The organism is Ruegeria sp. AM5 (genome assembly GCF_056540645.1).
The window spans coordinates 1-15,582 of sequence record NZ_JBQFXC010000018.1 but is presented as its reverse complement, the minus strand read 5'-3'; the positions used below and the strand labels follow the sequence as shown (position 1 = coordinate 15,582).

At 56.6% G+C, this 15,582-nt stretch carries 18 protein-coding genes and 1 pseudogene; 9 read left to right on the top strand and 10 right to left on the bottom strand.

Features of this window, described 5'->3' with window-relative positions; translation table 11 throughout:
• Positions 1-12 precede the first annotated feature (12 nt).
• A complete protein-coding gene (locus tag ACR0AH_RS20305) occupies positions 13-1,521 on the bottom strand; it encodes a PAS-domain containing protein (RefSeq protein WP_480593493.1) in 1,509 nt (502 codons plus the stop codon).
• Between the two features lie 64 nt (positions 1,522-1,585).
• Positions 1,586-2,977, bottom strand: coding sequence for a sensor histidine kinase RegB (regB, locus tag ACR0AH_RS20300; protein WP_170397866.1), 1,392 nt, complete (start codon positions 2,975-2,977; stop codon positions 1,586-1,588).
• 92 nt (positions 2,978-3,069) lie between these two features.
• Between regB and ACR0AH_RS20295 the strand changes: the two genes are divergently transcribed.
• The 3 genes from ACR0AH_RS20295 to ACR0AH_RS20285 all read left to right on the top strand — a co-directional run bounded on the left by ACR0AH_RS20295 (position 3,070) and on the right by ACR0AH_RS20285 (position 4,787).
• Entirely contained in the window at positions 3,070-3,687 is a 618-nt protein-coding gene (locus tag ACR0AH_RS20295; RefSeq protein WP_170625366.1) for an SCO family protein, read from the top strand.
• Positions 3,688-3,774: 87 nt separating this feature from the next.
• Positions 3,775-4,329 (top strand): ActR/PrrA/RegA family redox response regulator transcription factor, encoded by a 555-nt coding sequence (locus tag ACR0AH_RS20290; RefSeq protein WP_039542641.1) that lies wholly within the window; start codon positions 3,775-3,777, stop codon positions 4,327-4,329.
• Positions 4,330-4,541: 212 nt separating this feature from the next.
• Positions 4,542-4,787 (top strand): hypothetical protein, encoded by a 246-nt coding sequence (locus tag ACR0AH_RS20285; protein WP_480593492.1) that lies wholly within the window; start codon positions 4,542-4,544, stop codon positions 4,785-4,787.
• A 249-nt stretch (positions 4,788-5,036) separates the two neighbouring features.
• On the opposite strand, the gene ACR0AH_RS20280 is transcribed toward ACR0AH_RS20285, so the two are convergent.
• The 3 genes from ACR0AH_RS20280 to ACR0AH_RS20270 all read right to left on the bottom strand — a co-directional run bounded on the left by ACR0AH_RS20280 (position 5,037) and on the right by ACR0AH_RS20270 (position 7,551).
• Entirely contained in the window at positions 5,037-6,005 is a 969-nt protein-coding gene (locus ACR0AH_RS20280; protein WP_480593490.1) for a glycosyltransferase family 2 protein, read from the bottom strand.
• Between the two features lie 53 nt (positions 6,006-6,058).
• Positions 6,059-6,784 carry an FkbM family methyltransferase gene (locus ACR0AH_RS20275; RefSeq protein ID WP_480439603.1) on the bottom strand — a complete coding sequence of 242 codons (726 nt, stop codon included), beginning with the start codon at positions 6,782-6,784 and terminating at the stop codon, positions 6,059-6,061.
• Positions 6,785-6,957: 173 nt separating this feature from the next.
• Positions 6,958-7,551 carry an HD domain-containing protein gene (locus tag ACR0AH_RS20270; RefSeq protein WP_170733771.1) on the bottom strand — a complete coding sequence of 198 codons (594 nt, stop codon included), beginning with the start codon at positions 7,549-7,551 and terminating at the stop codon, positions 6,958-6,960.
• Between the two features lie 206 nt (positions 7,552-7,757).
• Between ACR0AH_RS20270 and ACR0AH_RS20265 the strand changes: the two genes are divergently transcribed.
• The 3 genes from ACR0AH_RS20265 to ACR0AH_RS20255 all read left to right on the top strand — a co-directional run bounded on the left by ACR0AH_RS20265 (position 7,758) and on the right by ACR0AH_RS20255 (position 10,327).
• On the top strand, positions 7,758-8,072 hold the full coding sequence (locus ACR0AH_RS20265) for a hypothetical protein (protein ID WP_170397881.1): 315 nt from the start codon (positions 7,758-7,760) through the stop codon (positions 8,070-8,072).
• A 103-nt stretch (positions 8,073-8,175) separates the two neighbouring features.
• Positions 8,176-9,564, top strand: coding sequence for an adenosylhomocysteinase (gene ahcY / locus ACR0AH_RS20260; protein ID WP_170733772.1), 1,389 nt, complete (start codon positions 8,176-8,178; stop codon positions 9,562-9,564).
• A gap of 13 nt (positions 9,565-9,577) precedes the next feature.
• A complete protein-coding gene (locus ACR0AH_RS20255; RefSeq protein ID WP_480593489.1) occupies positions 9,578-10,327 on the top strand; it encodes an extensin-like domain-containing protein in 750 nt (249 codons plus the stop codon).
• Between the two features lie 4 nt (positions 10,328-10,331).
• On the opposite strand, the gene ACR0AH_RS20250 is transcribed toward ACR0AH_RS20255, so the two are convergent.
• Complete coding sequence (locus tag ACR0AH_RS20250) at positions 10,332-10,979, bottom strand: DUF899 family protein (RefSeq protein ID WP_170397890.1); 648 nt, start codon at positions 10,977-10,979, stop codon at positions 10,332-10,334.
• Between the two features lie 191 nt (positions 10,980-11,170).
• Between ACR0AH_RS20250 and ACR0AH_RS20245 the strand changes: the two genes are divergently transcribed.
• Complete coding sequence (locus tag ACR0AH_RS20245) at positions 11,171-11,512, top strand: DUF2853 family protein (RefSeq protein WP_170397892.1); 342 nt, start codon at positions 11,171-11,173, stop codon at positions 11,510-11,512.
• Between the two features lie 222 nt (positions 11,513-11,734).
• On the opposite strand, the gene ACR0AH_RS20240 is transcribed toward ACR0AH_RS20245, so the two are convergent.
• From ACR0AH_RS20240 to tsaD, 4 genes are read right to left on the bottom strand one after another with little or no spacing between them, the layout of a single operon-like run.
• A complete protein-coding gene (locus tag ACR0AH_RS20240) occupies positions 11,735-12,157 on the bottom strand; it encodes an EVE domain-containing protein (protein WP_170397911.1) in 423 nt (140 codons plus the stop codon).
• The gene (locus ACR0AH_RS20235) at positions 12,157-12,426 is read right to left on the bottom strand and encodes a YciI family protein (protein WP_170397914.1); all 270 of its coding nucleotides are present in this window, start codon (positions 12,424-12,426) and stop codon (positions 12,157-12,159) included. Before ACR0AH_RS20235 ends, ACR0AH_RS20240 begins: the two co-directional genes overlap by 1 nt.
• 1 nt (position 12,427) lies before the next feature.
• Positions 12,428-13,390 carry an NAD(P)H-dependent glycerol-3-phosphate dehydrogenase gene (locus ACR0AH_RS20230; protein ID WP_170733775.1) on the bottom strand — a complete coding sequence of 321 codons (963 nt, stop codon included), beginning with the start codon at positions 13,388-13,390 and terminating at the stop codon, positions 12,428-12,430.
• Complete coding sequence (gene tsaD, locus ACR0AH_RS20225; protein WP_480593507.1) at positions 13,387-14,484, bottom strand: tRNA (adenosine(37)-N6)-threonylcarbamoyltransferase complex transferase subunit TsaD; 1,098 nt, start codon at positions 14,482-14,484, stop codon at positions 13,387-13,389. The genes ACR0AH_RS20230 and tsaD overlap by 4 nt, the downstream gene beginning before the upstream one ends.
• 97 nt (positions 14,485-14,581) lie before the next feature.
• On the opposite strand from tsaD, the gene ACR0AH_RS20220 reads away from it, so the two are divergent.
• Positions 14,582-15,295, top strand: coding sequence for a uroporphyrinogen-III synthase (locus ACR0AH_RS20220; RefSeq protein ID WP_170733777.1), 714 nt, complete (start codon positions 14,582-14,584; stop codon positions 15,293-15,295).
• A gap of 54 nt (positions 15,296-15,349) precedes the next feature.
• Positions 15,350-15,582 (top strand): annotated as a pseudogene (locus ACR0AH_RS20215) (hypothetical protein); the annotation flags it as partial.

The window sequence follows — 15,582 nt, the reverse complement described above, 5'->3', positions numbered from 1 at the left end:
GCTGCAACCGGTTCAGGCGCTGATTCTTTGTATTTCCGTGATGTTCCTGACCGGGTTGTCCGAGGCGAAACGGACAATTGTTGCCCCGTTTTGCATGGGGCTGACCGTGCAGTTCAAAGAGCCGCCGGATTTTAGGATCAGTTCAGCCGACCATTCGGCCCGATTCTCGCGCGCGGTGACGAATTCGCGGATCTCGCCAAGGATCGGCGTGGCGGTGCAGTGCTCCTGCCATTGGCGTGTGATTTCCAGCACCGTTGCTGGTTCGAATCCTACTTCGCCGCTGTCGCCCCACAACACCTGATAGGCGTAATTTGTGATCGCCAGCGAACCGTCATCCGAAAACACCGCGATGGCATCAGCCAGCTTGTCCAGAATGGATTGCATAAGGTCCGTTTCAGCGCGGAACCGTCGGGTCAGTGTGATTTCGGCGGTGATATCTTCGAACAGGAAAGCCACGGCCCCATCGGGATGCGGGCGACCACTGACGGAATAGACCGATCCTGATGGCAGCGACCAGGTTTCCTGATAGTTTCCGTCCTGTGCCGCCTCCAGAAGGTCGTTCATCTGGCGCCGCCAACTGCGATAGTTCTTAGGCTCGGGCATCATATGCTGGTCGCGAAGCCGGTCAAAAAAGCTGGACAGGCTTGGGCGCAGGCTCAGGAAGTCGGGTGGCAGGGTGGTCAGATCGATCAGCGCTGGATTGAACAGGGCCAGTTGCCGGTTGCGGTCAAAGATCGCCAGACCAATGGAGAGCTGCGCGAAGGTCTTGGTCATGGTCTGCACAAACTTGCGCTGCGCTGTCTCGGCTTCGACAATCGCGTTGATATCGACCGCGTAACACAACTGATCCTGTTCGTGTGCGACCTGGGTCAGGTCAAACCAGAGCTTGGCATCGCTGTCCCTGACCGGAATCGAGACACGGGTTTTTCGACTCAGCTGCGCCACGTCCCTGTGAGAAGGAAACAGAGGGTCCGTCAGATCGGCATCCGGTCCCGCGATCTTGCGAACCAACCGTACATAGGCCGCATTGCACCAGCCCACCTTATCACGGTGATCTATCAGCCAAACAGGGTAGGGCGCCTGCTCCATCGCCAAACGAATTGGATCGCGCTGGTCACGGCGTGGCGCAGGGATGGTCCCCGTCAGATCACGTAATTGAACCCGAATGATACCGTCGATCCATTCGCACAGAACCTCGCGCTCGACTGTGCAGTCGATGGCTGAAACGGCGATGTTGCCCCCGGACCGGACAATCTCGGGCGTTTCGGGGAAAGCGGGAAAATCACGTTGCAGCAAACGCCGCAGATCAGCCCAGTTGCTGACGGATTCGTAACCTGCCAGCGCAATATCGGAGTGGCTGATCAACCGGTCGCCATCGAACAGGAAGACAACATCGAACAGCGCTCCGGGCGCTGACAGCCCGAAATCTCTTGTTTTGGCCTGATGGCGTGGCAAGAGCCACAATATCGCAAAGCTGGCCGAAACCACACTGATTGCGGCCAGAACGATCCATTCGGCCATTGCTCCAACCCCCGGGTAAAACGATTGAATCTATATGAACAACAATGGTTAACGGGGTCTTAACTCAAATCTGGAACGGTTGGTTGGCGCCCGAGGGAACCGGAGTGTCCCCGGTTTGCGCGTCGATCAGCTTGCGCGGCCAAACGACATTGACGATCGCCCCCCTGCGGTCCGGTTGGTCAGTCAGGGTCTGATAAGGGTCCGCGCCATTGGCGAAGCTCAGTTCGGCACCGCTGCGTTCCAGCAGGGTTTTGGCGATGAACAGACCTAGCCCCATGCCTTCGTATTCCGGCCGACTACTGCGATCGGCGCGTCGGCGGCGCATGAATGGGTCACCAATCCGACCAATGATGTGGGAGGGGTAGCCGCGCCCATCATCCATGATCGAAACGCTAATCCGGTCAGAGGTCCATTCAGCTTCGACCCAGACCGTCGACTGGGCGAAATCCACTGCGTTCTGGATCAGGTTGCGCAGCCCGTGAATGATCTCGGGCTTGCGCAGAATCGAGGGCTGCTGCACATCGCCATCCGCAACTGGTCCTTCGTCGAAATGCACCACTTTACCACGATTGATATGTGGCTCTGCCGCTTCATGGATCACGGTGGACAGAGGCGCCTGACGCAGGTGCAAGTCATCTTTCCCAGCTCGGCCCATATCGCGCAGGATGTCGCGGCAGCGGTCGGCCTGTTCGCGGATCAAGGCTGCGTCCTCCATCAGCTCAGGCCGGTCGTCCAGCTCTTCGATCAGTTCTGAACTGGCCAGCTTGATCGTTGCCAGCGGCGTACCCAACTCATGCGCGGCTGCGGCCACCACACCACCAAGATCAGTCAGCTTTTGCTCGCGCGCCAGCGCCATATGGGTGGCTGAGAGTGCTTCGGACATCGATTGAACTTCGGAACTGATGCGGTGCGAATAGGCGCCGATGAAAACGATGGCGATGATAATCGCCGCCCAGTTTCCGAACAGCAAAATATCGGGGATATCCAGCACCAACCCCAGATTGGTTCTCAGCGGGAGGTGGAATTGCGCCAGCAACGTGGTCAGGATCACCGCAACGCTGCCGATGATCAGGGTCGAGCGGGTGCTCATTACATTTGCAGAAATCGTCACCGGACCCAGCAACAGCAGCGCAAACGGGTTGTTTAGCCCCCCCGTCAGATACAACAGGATCGACAGCTGCAGCAGATCGAACAGCACCATCAGGAAGTTCTCGAATTCCGACAAGCGCTTGTTTTCGGGAAACAACAGAATGGCCGTGAGGTTACCCATCACCGAAATGCCGATGACGAAATAACACAATGCCAGCTCAAGCTGAACGTCGTAATATTTCTGTGCAACCGTGATGGCCGTAAACTGGCCGATAATGGCGACCCATCGCAGCAGGATCAGCGTGCGCAGCCTGATCCAGGTACTGCGCTCCTGCCCACGCCAAAGACTGGTGTTGGAATTCGTCATCTGTCGATTATGTCCTATTGCGTCGGTCCGACATGTTGATAGGTGTCCCGGCAGAATCGATCAACATCCCCTTTCGTATCAGGATACGCGCCATGGTTCGTCTTTATGCTATTCTCGCAACTGTTGTTCTTGCAATTGGTCTTGGCGCCATGTGGCTGTTGACGCGGGGCGGCGCGGACGACAAATTCGCTCAGTGCCGCTCGTCTCAGATCGCGGGCGGGAGCGCGGCGATCGGCGGGCCGTTCGAACTGCTTAACGCCAAGGGTGAGACGGTAACCGACAAGGATGTGATCACCGAGCCCACGCTTGTCTACTTCGGTTATACCTTCTGCCCGGATGTTTGCCCCTTTGACATGTCGCGCAATGTCGACACGATCGATTTGCTGGCAGAGCGCGGTCAGTCGGTGACGCCGTTGTTCATCTCGATAGACCCGGATCGCGATACCCCCGAGGTTGTGGGCGATTTCGCATTCAACCTGCATGAACGCGTGATTGGCCTGACCGGATCGCCCGAGCAGATCAAGGCGGCCAGCAAGGCGTACAAGACCTATTACAAGGCCCAAGACAAAAGCGATGAGTATTATTTGGTCGACCACTCGACCTTTACCTATCTGATGACGCCCGAGGACGGGTTTCTGGAATTTTTCAAACGCGATGAAACGGCCGAGCAGATGGCGGACAAGATTGGCTGCTTTCTTGATCAGGCCTGATCCTCAACAGTCGGTTTGACCTTTGGAATGGCGCTGCTATTACTCATGTTTAAGCCAAGAGGCATGAAATAGCGGAAAGACCCACATATGGCAGACAGTTCCCAGCTTGAAATCGGCCCCGACAAATCGCTGCTGCTGGTAGATGATGACGAGCCGTTTCTGAGACGTCTGGCCAAGGCCATGGAGAAACGCGGATTCGAGGTTGAAACCGCAGGCTCCGTCGCCGCAGGCCGCGCCATTTCCACAGCCCGCCCGCCCGCCTACGCCGTTGTCGATCTGCGGCTTGAAGATGGCAATGGGCTGGATGTGGTCGAAGTGCTGCGCGAAAAACGTCCCGACAGCCGGGTTGTGGTTCTGACCGGTTATGGCGCCATCGCCACCGCCGTAGCGGCGGTCAAAATTGGTGCGACCGACTATCTGTCCAAACCCGCCGACGCCACCGATATCACCAATGCTTTGCTGGCCAAGGGCGATGAACTGCCCCCGCCGCCGGAAAACCCCATGAGCGCTGACCGCGTCCGCTGGGAACATATCCAGCGCGTCTATGAGCTGTGCGACCGGAACGTCTCGGAAACCGCACGCCGGTTGAACATGCACCGCAGAACGCTGCAGAGGATTCTGGCGAAGCGTAGTCCTCGTTGATTTGTGCAGACTCTTGAACCGTCAACCCGGAAGATAGGCATCGCCCGCCGCTTTGGGGGAATTGTTGGTCTATTGTGAACAAAGTTAACGCTATGTGAACAATGTGTTCAAAGCGTGTTCAAATATCCTTTGGCATTGTTACGTCGTTGTTCCAGCAACGATGCCGCCACGCTGCTGGCGGAATAGGAAATCTGTCCGAAGGATCATCTGATATGAAACCCAATATGAAGCCGAACCCGTCTCAGAAGGCAATTGAGAAGCTCTTTGAGCTGGAGTTGGACTTTCCCGAAGTTGGCGCGCCCGATGATGCCGGGATGCCCGACTTGCCGGAGCAACCTGAAAGTGTTTTCCCTATCGAAGCTCCGGTCTTCCCTGACCTTTCCCTTCCAGAGGAGGCAATGGCCGAAGTTGAAATCCCCGCCGCCGTTTTGCCGACCGAGATCTTCGATCTAGGCTGAGTGGTTAAACAGGAACCGACATTGGATCCGATCCAATCTGCTGCCCGCCGCGATCGATGTCGCCCGGCTGGCAGTAGTTCACTCGACGTTCGTAGCACTAGCGGTCCGTACGGCGTGAAGAAACCCGCGCAACTAATCCGGCGATCCTAACCTGATCTGCCCCCAATCCGCACGCTGATCTTCTATGCCCGCGCTATGCTATTTGTTCAGTATTAAACGATACGACAGATTCTATTCTCACTTCTCAAATCAATGTGTCGAAGGTTGAGAGGTCCTTTGAACGCTCTGAGCATAAATCCTGAGACAGGACGCGTGCGCGCGACCAACCCCAGGTAATGACAGCAGCTCATCCACCTTGGCCTGCAGCCTGTCGCCCATCGCCAGCATTCGGTCATCCACAACACTGTTCTGGTTGTATTTGTTCCAGTACCTTTCGCGAAACCGGCTGGATCGGTTGGGTGCATCATTTGCTTTGGTGCCTTGCCCGCGCTGCCGCTTGAGCTCGAAACTGTCGCGCGTTTTCACCGGGTAGTGAAAGACGGCAGCCCAATCATGTGTGGACAGATGCTCTGGCGCGGCACCCAGCGCATGTCTTCGCCGAGATCCCGATCGATACATGTGTTCGTGCATCGGCAAGCCGGTTGCATTTACAAATTGAGATCCATCATCCCGAAAGTCTGACCGCAAGTGGGGCCGATGCAGGCCAAACCCTCGTATTTTATCGGATTTTCGAAAGAGCGTTTTGAAATAGTGATGCAAGTCATGACCTGAATCGGCGCGTCTTAAGAACTGCTGAGTAACCAAACCCGGTTCCCACTTGTCGTTGCCGCCATCCCCAAAGACCAACCAATTCAACGCGACGCCTTCGGCGATGTCAGAACAGCGTTCAACGAGACCTGCGACATGATTTTCATCATCTGCACAGAACAGAAACTCATCGCTATCAAGCCAAATCAGCCAATCGGCATCGTCAAGCGAAGGATGCGCATAGGCTGTTTCCGCCGCGGTATGCTGCGGTGCCTGCCCCGGTTTCAAGTCCTGCAGAACATGGGAAATGACCCCGTTCTTATCCAACGAATCCAGCAGTTCCGTGGTGCCGTCTGTCGAGTCATTGCTGTAAATGAGGATCGGATCGAACCCGATCAGCAGATGATACGCGATCCACTCAAGAATAAACGGCCCTTCATCCTTGGCGCAGGAGAACAGCCCGACCTTCATATCGGCTTGGCCTGAGTGGGTTTGATCATGATCGCGGTTCTCCCTTGCACGGCCTATCTTCTGAAGATGATATTACGTTGAGTTTGAAAGGCATTTTCATAGCCACGATCGGAAAGTGAGGCAAACAGGCGTTCGGCGCTATCACCAAGATTCACGGTTTCCAGCTGTAGATATTGGGGAAGCGCTGCATCTTCTGCGCTTTCAAGAAAAGGCATAAGAATGTTCGGCTCGTGCCCTTCAACATCAAGCTTGGCAAAATCGGCATCATGCAGATGTGTAAGCTCAAGCAGTGTTCGGGTCTGCACCTCAATCGTATCGTATTTTGATAGCTCCAGATACGCTGGGTCGTTTGCCAAGCGCGCCTGACCAAGATTGGTGGCCGTGTCGCCCCGCTTTTCTATAATAAGCGTCGCTTCACCAGTTTCGCCCGCGATCGCGAAAGTGTTCAGCTCCACGTTGCCAAATCCGTTCAGAGAGCAATTATTGCTGAGGCGTTCGGCCAGTGTCGGATTAGGCTCAAACGCATGAATCCGGGAGTCCGGGCTAAGAATTGACGACAAGAAAAGTGAATACAGACCAAAATTTGCCCCGATATCCAAAACCTTGAGAGTCTTCCCCGCAAAGCTTTCTTTCAGCCAATTCAGCTCAAGCTCTTCCGGGGACCGGCCCTTCTGCCAAAGAGAGAATTCGCTGAAATTGTCATAAGGGTGCAGGTGGATTCGAATGCCCCGGTAGGCGATCAACTGTGGCAGCAGTGACTTTCGGATCAGATTGCGCACCCGCCCTCGGCCTGTCAGATTGTACGCTTCACGTAAACACGCGTTGGCATATTCCATCTGCGCGTTCGTGACCGGTATCTGGCTGTCTGCGTCGCTCATCTGAACCTGCGTCCGATTATGGTCTTGTTTTAGCGGAAAATTAGCACACGCTGTGCCGCTGATCTATTGGCGACCTAAATGCTGCCCAACAGTTCCTTATGCCGCGCGGTATAGGCCTGCCGCACCTCAATCGGGGGACGCAGTTTGATCTGCAACCCCTCTAATATTGCCTTGTCCGGGCGACCAAAGAACTTTGATGCTTCGGTATCAGAAAAACCCGCGATCCGCGTCGCCTCCATCCAGGCGCTGATCTTGTCCGCCTTCTTGATCTGGCGTTTCACTGTTTTTGGTACCACGGCGGGCAACCCAAAACGTATATGAATCGCAGCAGCCAGCCGGTCGTCTAAATCACCATAATCCGGGCCAACGGCGGATTTCACCGGAGAGATCATGTCACCAATCACATATTCGGGGGCATCGTGTAACAGTGCCGCCAATCGCCATTTCGTCGGTGCATTTGGTGCGATGCGGCCAAAAAGCTCTTCCACCAGCAAGGAATGCTCGGCAACGGAATAGGCAAAATCCCCGTTGGTCTGACCGTTCCACCGCGCCACAAAGGCCAGCCCGTGCGCGATATCTTCGATCTCGATATCCACGGGTGTCGGGTCCAGCAAATCCAGCCGACGGCCCGACAGCATTCTTTGCCACGCTCTGGGTTGTGTTGCCATTTTACCATGCCTTGTGAACTGGGACACGTTCAATTCGCGTTCTTGTGGTATGATGTATCTGTCTGGATCACATGCTGCCAACAATTTCTTGAGCATTCGTGCTTTGAACCTGCGCGATACGATCCCGACATCAAGGACTGAGGGGGGTGCTGACTCCTCCCAGTTGCGCCCTCTCGAAACGAAACTCGTATCGAAAGGAGCTTGCTATGTTCAAGCGTTTGTTTGCAATAACCCTGACCTTCGGAATGGCCGCAACCGCGCCACCCGCCTTTGCCCAGAACTGCGCAGAGCGCGAGCACGTGATTACCAAACTGCAAGACAATTACTCCGAGGAATTAACCTTTGGCGGTCTTCAGAAATCACGTGGCGGGCAGACGGTCATGGAGGTTTGGACCTCGAAGGAAACGGGAAGTTATACCGTTTTGGTGACCCAGGCGAACGGCATGAGTTGTATTGTCGCCGTTGGCACTGATTTTTTTGAAGCGATCCCCAAAATCAAGGCAGAGGGTACGCCAAGCTGATATTTTGTCACCAGACTTCCTGTTTCCGGCCATCTTCATTGCCTCATCCCGCAAGGGATGCTAGTGGCACTTCGGACTGTGAATTGCCGGAGTGGAGTACCTGATGGCCGGGGACTATATCGTTAAAGACATTTCAATGGCCGAGTTTGGCCGCAAAGAGCTGAATATCGCTGAAACGGAAATGCCGGGCCTGATGTCCCTGCGCGCCGAATATGGCGAAAGCAAGCCGCTGAAAGGCGCGCGGATCGTCGGTTCGCTGCATATGACCATCCAAACCGCCGTTCTGATCGAAACGCTGGTGGCGCTGGGCGCGGATGTACGCTGGGCGTCGTGCAACATCTTCTCGACGCAGGACCACGCGGCGGCGGCGATTGCCGAGGCTGGTATTCCCGTTTTCGCCATCAAGGGCCAGACGCTGGAAGAGCATTGGGATTATCTGGACAAATCCTTCCTGTTCGACGAAGGCCCCAACATGATCCTGGACGATGGCGGCGACGCGACGCTGTACATCCTGCTGGGTGCACGTGCCGAGGCAGGAGAGGACATTATCCCTGTTCCGGGTTCGGAAGAGGAAGAGGTGATCAAAAAGCAGATCGCCAAGCGCATGGCCGCGTCTCCGGGCTGGTTCACCAAAATGCGCGACCAGATCCAAGGCGTCTCTGAAGAAACCACCACCGGTGTAAACCGCCTGTATCAGCTGGTGAAAGATGGCCACCTGCCGTTCCCGGCGATCAACGTGAACGACTCGGTCACCAAGTCGAAGTTCGACAACAAATACGGCTGCAAGGAATCGCTGGTAGACGGTATTCGCCGCGCCACCGACACCATGATGGCCGGTAAGGTTGCCGTGGTCTGCGGCTATGGTGACGTGGGCAAAGGATCGGCGGCTTCGCTGCGTGGCGCAGGCGCCCGCGTGAAAGTGACCGAGGTCGACCCGATTTGCGCGCTGCAAGCGGCCATGGACGGGTTCGAAGTCACCCTGCTGGAAGACGAAGTCGCAAACGCGGATATCTTCATCACCACCACCGGCAACAAGGACGTGATCCGCATCGAGCATATGCGCGAGATGAAGGACATGGCGATCGTCGGCAACATCGGCCATTTCGACAACGAAATTCAGGTGGCCAGCCTGAAGAACCACAAATGGACCAACATCAAGGAACAGGTGGACATGATCGAGATGCCCTCGGGCAACCGCATTATCCTGCTGTCCGAAGGTCGCTTGCTGAACCTTGGCAACGCCACCGGTCACCCCTCGTTCGTGATGTCGGCCTCTTTCACCAACCAAGTCCTGGCCCAGATCGAGCTGTTCACCAAAGGCGATGAATACAAGAACGAAGTCTACATCCTGCCCAAGCATCTGGACGAAAAAGTTGCCCGTCTTCATCTGGACCGGATCGGCGTTAAGCTGACCCAGATGGACAGCGATCAGGCGGCCTATATCGGCGTAAAACCCGAAGGCCCATACAAGCCGGAACACTACCGCTACTAAGTGCGAAAGACGCATGACCAAGCCTTCCACACGCCGCCGAATCCTGCTTTCGGCGGCGTCTTTTCTTTTCGGCCTCTTAACGCTGTTGACCTTGTTGGGCGGCGGCGTTTGGTGGCTGCTTGCCCATCCCAATACGCCTGTACCCCCGCACTGGAACCCGCTGCGTGATCTGACCGTGACCGCGCCAGTGACTCCGGTCACTCCCTACCAGTTGAACCGCGCACTGGCGGATGACGCTTTATGCCGTGCAGCCTTGGCCGAGGCTGGAGCTCGGTTTGATCCGCTGGACGATCTGGTGGTGGACCAGAATTGCGGAATCGAGGGACGCGGCCGGTTGTCCGGTCTGGTGAACGCCCGCGTCACTGCAGTCGAGACCCGGTGTGCCACAACTTTGCGGCTTGTCATGTGGGAACACCATGTTGTGCAACCCGCTGCGCAGCAACTACTGGGGACTTCCGTCAGCAGAATGCGCCAGATCGGCAGCTATAACTGCCGCCGGATGCGGACCGCGCAAGGACAAGACAATGGTTGGAGCAGTCACGCCACTGCGGACGCGATCGACATCGTCGGAATGGATCTCTCGGACGGGCGCAGCTTGAACCTGCTGGCTGACTGGGACGCTGACGGGCCCGAGGCCGATTTTCTGCGCCAGATATGGCGCGGAGCCTGTGACTGGTTCCGCGTGGTGCTTGGCCCTGACTACAACCGCTTACATGCCGATCACTTCCACCTGCAGGGGCCCGGCTGGGGCTACTGCCGATAGTACCTCAGCGTAGAGGTGGGATAAAATCGCCGCGGCCCTGTGGCGTGAAATCCAGAACATTCCACAGTGGCCAAGCCGCATCCACGTGCCGGGGATGCCAATCGCTGGGTTCAAAGAACAGCTCGGAACTCCAGAAGTGATGAATGCCATCAGGGAGCTGTTGAAAGACATTCAGGATGGGAAGCTGATCACCCCCGTCGGTCTCGGCCAGATAGTCACGTTGGTAATTCGTCCCTAATGCTGAGTAGAGCGGCAGCGCATTCCAACCCATCTCATCCTTGAGCGCCGAGAGTTTTTCGGGCGTATTCTGCGCCACTACGGCGACCGAGGCGTTCTGCTTCAGATGATGAACCTGAGAGTTCAGCCCATCCAGAAACGCCGAACACATAGGGCAGGGGCGTTCCGCGTCGGGTCCGTACATCAGCGAATAGATAATCAGCGTATCCTTATCGCCAAACAGCGACGACATAGGCGCACCCTCGCCTGCCAGATCTCGGAACGCATAATCGTTAGGGGTTTTGCCTCCGGTTGGCAGAGAACGGCGCAAGGCCGCGACCTCTTCAACCTTTGCTCTCAGGTCCCGCTCGGCGGATAGAAGTGCATTACGAGCTAACCGATATTCGGTGGTTTCATTCGGTAACGTTACGGGCATGGGGACCTCCGGGAATCATAATTAACAAAAATGTTAAATAATAAATCTGAAAAAATCAAATCACCGAGTCCCGCGAAGTTCAGCCTAGGGGGAAACCTTGTGATTTTTCCCTTTTGGGAATTCCGCCGACAAGGCTAGTCTCTCGTGCATCGGTAAAAAGTTCCGTGACAATGGATTAAGGAGATTGGGACATGGGCAAACGCGACGAATTGATCGCCAAATACGCTGAAGATCTAAAAGGCAAATGCGGGATGGACCCCGATATGGACCTGCTGACCAAGGTCACCATCGGTTGCGGTCCGGCGATCTATGACGCGGATGCGTCGACAGTGGCGGCCAGCCAGGAAGGCGAGCTTGAGACGGTCAAGAACAACTTCCTCATCAAAAAGCTGGGCCTGTCGGATGGTCCCGAACTGATGGAAGGGATTAACAAGGCCATGGAGACCTATGGCATGTCCGAGCGTAACAAGTACCGCGCTGTCGTCTATTACATGCTGACCAAGCATTTCGGCAAAGAATCGGTCTATAGCTGATCCAGCCAAGAACCATTTCAGCACCCGTCGGTCTTACCGGCGGGTGTTTTGTATTTGATTGAAACTCTAAATACTTGGCGTTTGAAGCGCGGTTCTGAAATCGGCTAAGGTCAGGTCATGACCAGGACGGTCAGAACCAATAGATTTCCGTATGCGTGTGGTGAGCTTGGGAGCACGCGGGGTAGGGAAGGTTCTGAAGTCGTCAGGGCCTTCCCTTTTCATTCAATCCGCCTCTGTCTCGCCCAAAGCGCAGATCAACTGCCATTCTGTATCGCTGACCGGCTGCACTGAAAGGCGTGAATTCTTGACCAGAACCATTTCACCCAAACGCTCATCCGCCTTGATCTGATCCAGTTTGACCGGAATTGTGAAAGACCGGACGGCTTTGATATCCACGCATTCCCAACGCTCATCATCGGTTGTGCTGTCGGGATGGGCCTCGGCACAGACTTCGACAATGCCGACAATCTCCTTGTCCTTTTGCGAGTGGTAGAAAAAACCCCGGTCACCAATCTGCATCTGACGCATGAAATTGCGGGCCTGGTAGTTGCGCACCCCATCCCATTCCTCGCCCGCGTCCCCCTTGCCGACCTGCTGATCCCAGCTCCAGGTCGAGGGTTCGGATTTGAACAGCCAATACGCCATCAGCCGATGACCTTTTTCCACGGGATCAATTCAACCGAGTCGAACAGGTCGGCCAGCGCGTAGGGGTCATTTGCGGCCCAGGCCTCAGCGGCGGCCAGATTCTCGACATCCAGAATGACCAGCGATCCGATCATCGCATCGCCGTCCAGTAACGGCCCGGCCTGCGCCACAACACCGGTTTCTTCAATGTAAGCCAGATGGGCGGTGCGGTTGTCCAGCCGGGTCTGTAGGGCACCAGCTTTATCCCGGGCGATCAGGGCGATGAGCATATTATTCCTCCTTGAGTGGGCGACCCAGCAGGGCCTGAATCGCGTCGGTGACACTGTAGGCACCGCTGCTGAGTTTCGCCACCGTTGCGCTGATGGGCATGTCTAACCCTTCGCTCGCTGCGATTTCGGACATGGCCTGCGCAGTGGCGACACCTTCGACGGTTGTCGTGGTGTCAAATGGCTTGTTTAGACCCAAACAAAGGCCAAAACGATAGTTTCGCGACAATTCGGATGAGCAGGTTAGAACCAGATCACCCAGCCCCGATAGCCCCATCAGCGTATCGGGCCGTGCCCCGCGCTGGGCGGCAAAGCGCTGCATCTCGGCAAATCCGCGCGTGATCAACGCAGCGCGGGCGCTATCGCCAAGCCCTGCACCAATGGCCGCGCCGCAACCAATAGCCATCACATTCTTTAGCGCTCCACCTAGCTCTGCCCCGATGGTATCGGCGGTACGATAAAGACGCAGATTGGCAGTTGTCAGCTCTTGCTGAAGCGCTTCACCCAGTTCGGCATCATCACAAGCCAGCGTCAACGCCGTAGGCAAACCGCGCGCGATATCATCGGCAAAGCTGGGGCCAGTCAGCAAGGCCGGAAGTGCGTCCGGAACGGTTTGACGGATGACTGCAACGGGACCCAGCCCCGTGGACAGTTCGATCCCCTTGCAGCAAGCCACCAAAACCTTGCCACCCAGTTCGCCGGTATATTGCGTCAACGCATCGCGCAGCTTTTGCATTGGGACGGCCAGTAACAACACATCGGATTGCGCCGCTTGTTCAAATTCAGCTGTCACTGAAACACTGGCGGGCAGTGTAACGCCCGGCAATCGTCGCGGGTTCTCGCGCCCGTGCCGCATCTGCGCTGCTTGCTCGGCATCTCGTGACCAGAGAGTTACAGGCCCATTGCCCGCCAAAGATATCGCCAGAGCGGTTCCAAATGCGCCAGAACCAAGGACGGCCACGCTCATGCCTTGGCCCCTTTTTTGCCGCTACCCAGCATTGCAGGGCTGGTTTGATCCAAGGGCCAGCGGGGCCGCGCCGTCAGGTCCAACCCATCTCGTGCACCGGTGCGGAATCGTTCCATACCCGCATAGGCGATCATTGCGGCATTATCAGTGCACAAAGCCAGCGGAGGGGCAGTAAATCGGGCGCCCATTTCCGCAGAAACAGTCTCTAATGCTGAGCGAATAGCGGAATTTGCTGCGACACCTCCGGCAACGGCAATAACCGGTTCTGACGGTGATGTCTCAAGATACTGGGCAATCGCGCGGCGGGTTTTCTCAGCTAAGGTATCAACAATAGCCTGCTGAAAACCGGCACACAGATCAGCGCGATCTTGTCGGGTCAGCCCCCCTTTTTCGGCTACGACCTTATCCCGCATCCGCATCAGCGCGGTCTTGAGTCCCGAAAAAGACAGGTCACATCCGGGGCGATCCAGAAGGGGCCGGGGAAAGCGGAAACGTTTGGCATCACCCGCGCGCGCCTCAGCCTCGACCGAGGGGCCACCGGGTTGCGGCAGACCCAACAGACGGGCGGTCTTGTCAAAGGCTTCTCCGGGGGCATCGTCGATCGTCCCCCCAAGGCGGGTGAACTGTTCCGGTCCATGAGCGATCAGATATTGGCAGTGACCACCCGAGACCAGCAGCATCAGGTAGGGAAAAGCAATCTCGTCGGTCAGTCTTGGTGTCAGCGCGTGCCCGGCCAAATGGTTCACCCCGATTAGCGGCAACCCGGTTGCTGCGCTTAGGCCCTTTGCGCACATCACGCCGGATATTACGCCGCCAATTAAGCCGGGACCGGCGGTGACAGCGATAGCGTCCAGATCATCTAAGCCAATTTCGGCGTGTGTTAGAGCCTGTTTGATGCAAATATCCAGCTTTTCCGCATGCGCACGCGCTGCGATCTCAGGCACAACGCCACCATAGGCGCTGTGCAACTCAGTCTGGCCATGCACCACGGATGACAGGATCTCGGCCCCTACGCCTGTGCCCTGCCGCACAACGGCGGCTGCGGTATCGTCGCAGCTGCTTTCCAGTCCAAGGACGGTAAGTGTTTGCACCATAGGCCTGATCCGTTGCATCATGATTGCCAAGCGGGGTATCACCCCGCGCGGATGCAAACAATCCCAAGGCCGAAGGCGCCGACCGTTGTATTTGTTGATGACCCGCCCTCGCGCCGCCTCGGACAGGTTCGTTGCGCAACTGCCGGACCACATTCGGCCGCAAGTCGCGGTTATCCATTCACCCTTGTTAAAGATCGAACCGCTGGGTGTCATGGTTGAGTCCGATGATTCTGCTGGACTGATCTTTTCCTCGGCAAATGGCGTGAACGCCGCCGCCGTATTGAATGTGGAACGCAGCCTGCCCGCCTATTGCGTTGGTCCGGTGACCACGCAGGCAGCGCAGGCGGCAGGGTGGGATGCTCAGATGCTGGGTGCGACGGCCGAAGGGCTGGTGGCCAATCTGCTGAAACTCAAGCCAAACAGCCCGCTGCTGCATCTGCGCGGAGAACACAGCCGTGGCAACGTGGCCGCGCGTTTGACTGAATCCGGGCTGACCACCCGAGAACAGCCGATTTATCGACAGCAACTTCTGCCGCTGAGTGATGAGGCTTCCCACGCCGCCGAGGGTGATCAGCCCATCATCGCCCCGCTATTTTCACCCCGCACAGCGCGACAATTTGCCGATGTCTGGGCCGGATCTGCGCCTCTGTGGCTGGCCGCGATCAGCGAAGCCACAGCGGAACCCCTTAAAACACTGAGTTTCGAGCGGCTGAAGATCGCGGATGAACCGACCCCGGACAAAATGCAGAAAGCCGTGAAAAAACTCGTGAAACACGTGATGCGGGTTGAGAGCGCGCCGGGTGCAGATTAACTTGGGTTAGTCTGTTGTTCATGTGTTTTGGGAATCGATAAGGGGATTAACGCGGTGGCTGATAAGAAGAAACCCGATCAGGAACCGGTCGAAGACCCCAGCGTCGAAGAGGTGGCAGAGGCCGCCGAGACCGAAAGTGATGCAGTCTCGGATGAGAAATCCGTTGACGCGGATAACGCTGCGGACGAATTGACTTCCGAAGCCGAAGCCGAAGCCGAAGCCGAAGCCGAAGCCGAAGCCGAAGCCGAAGCCGAAGCCGAAGCCGAAGCCGAAGCCGAAGCCGAAGC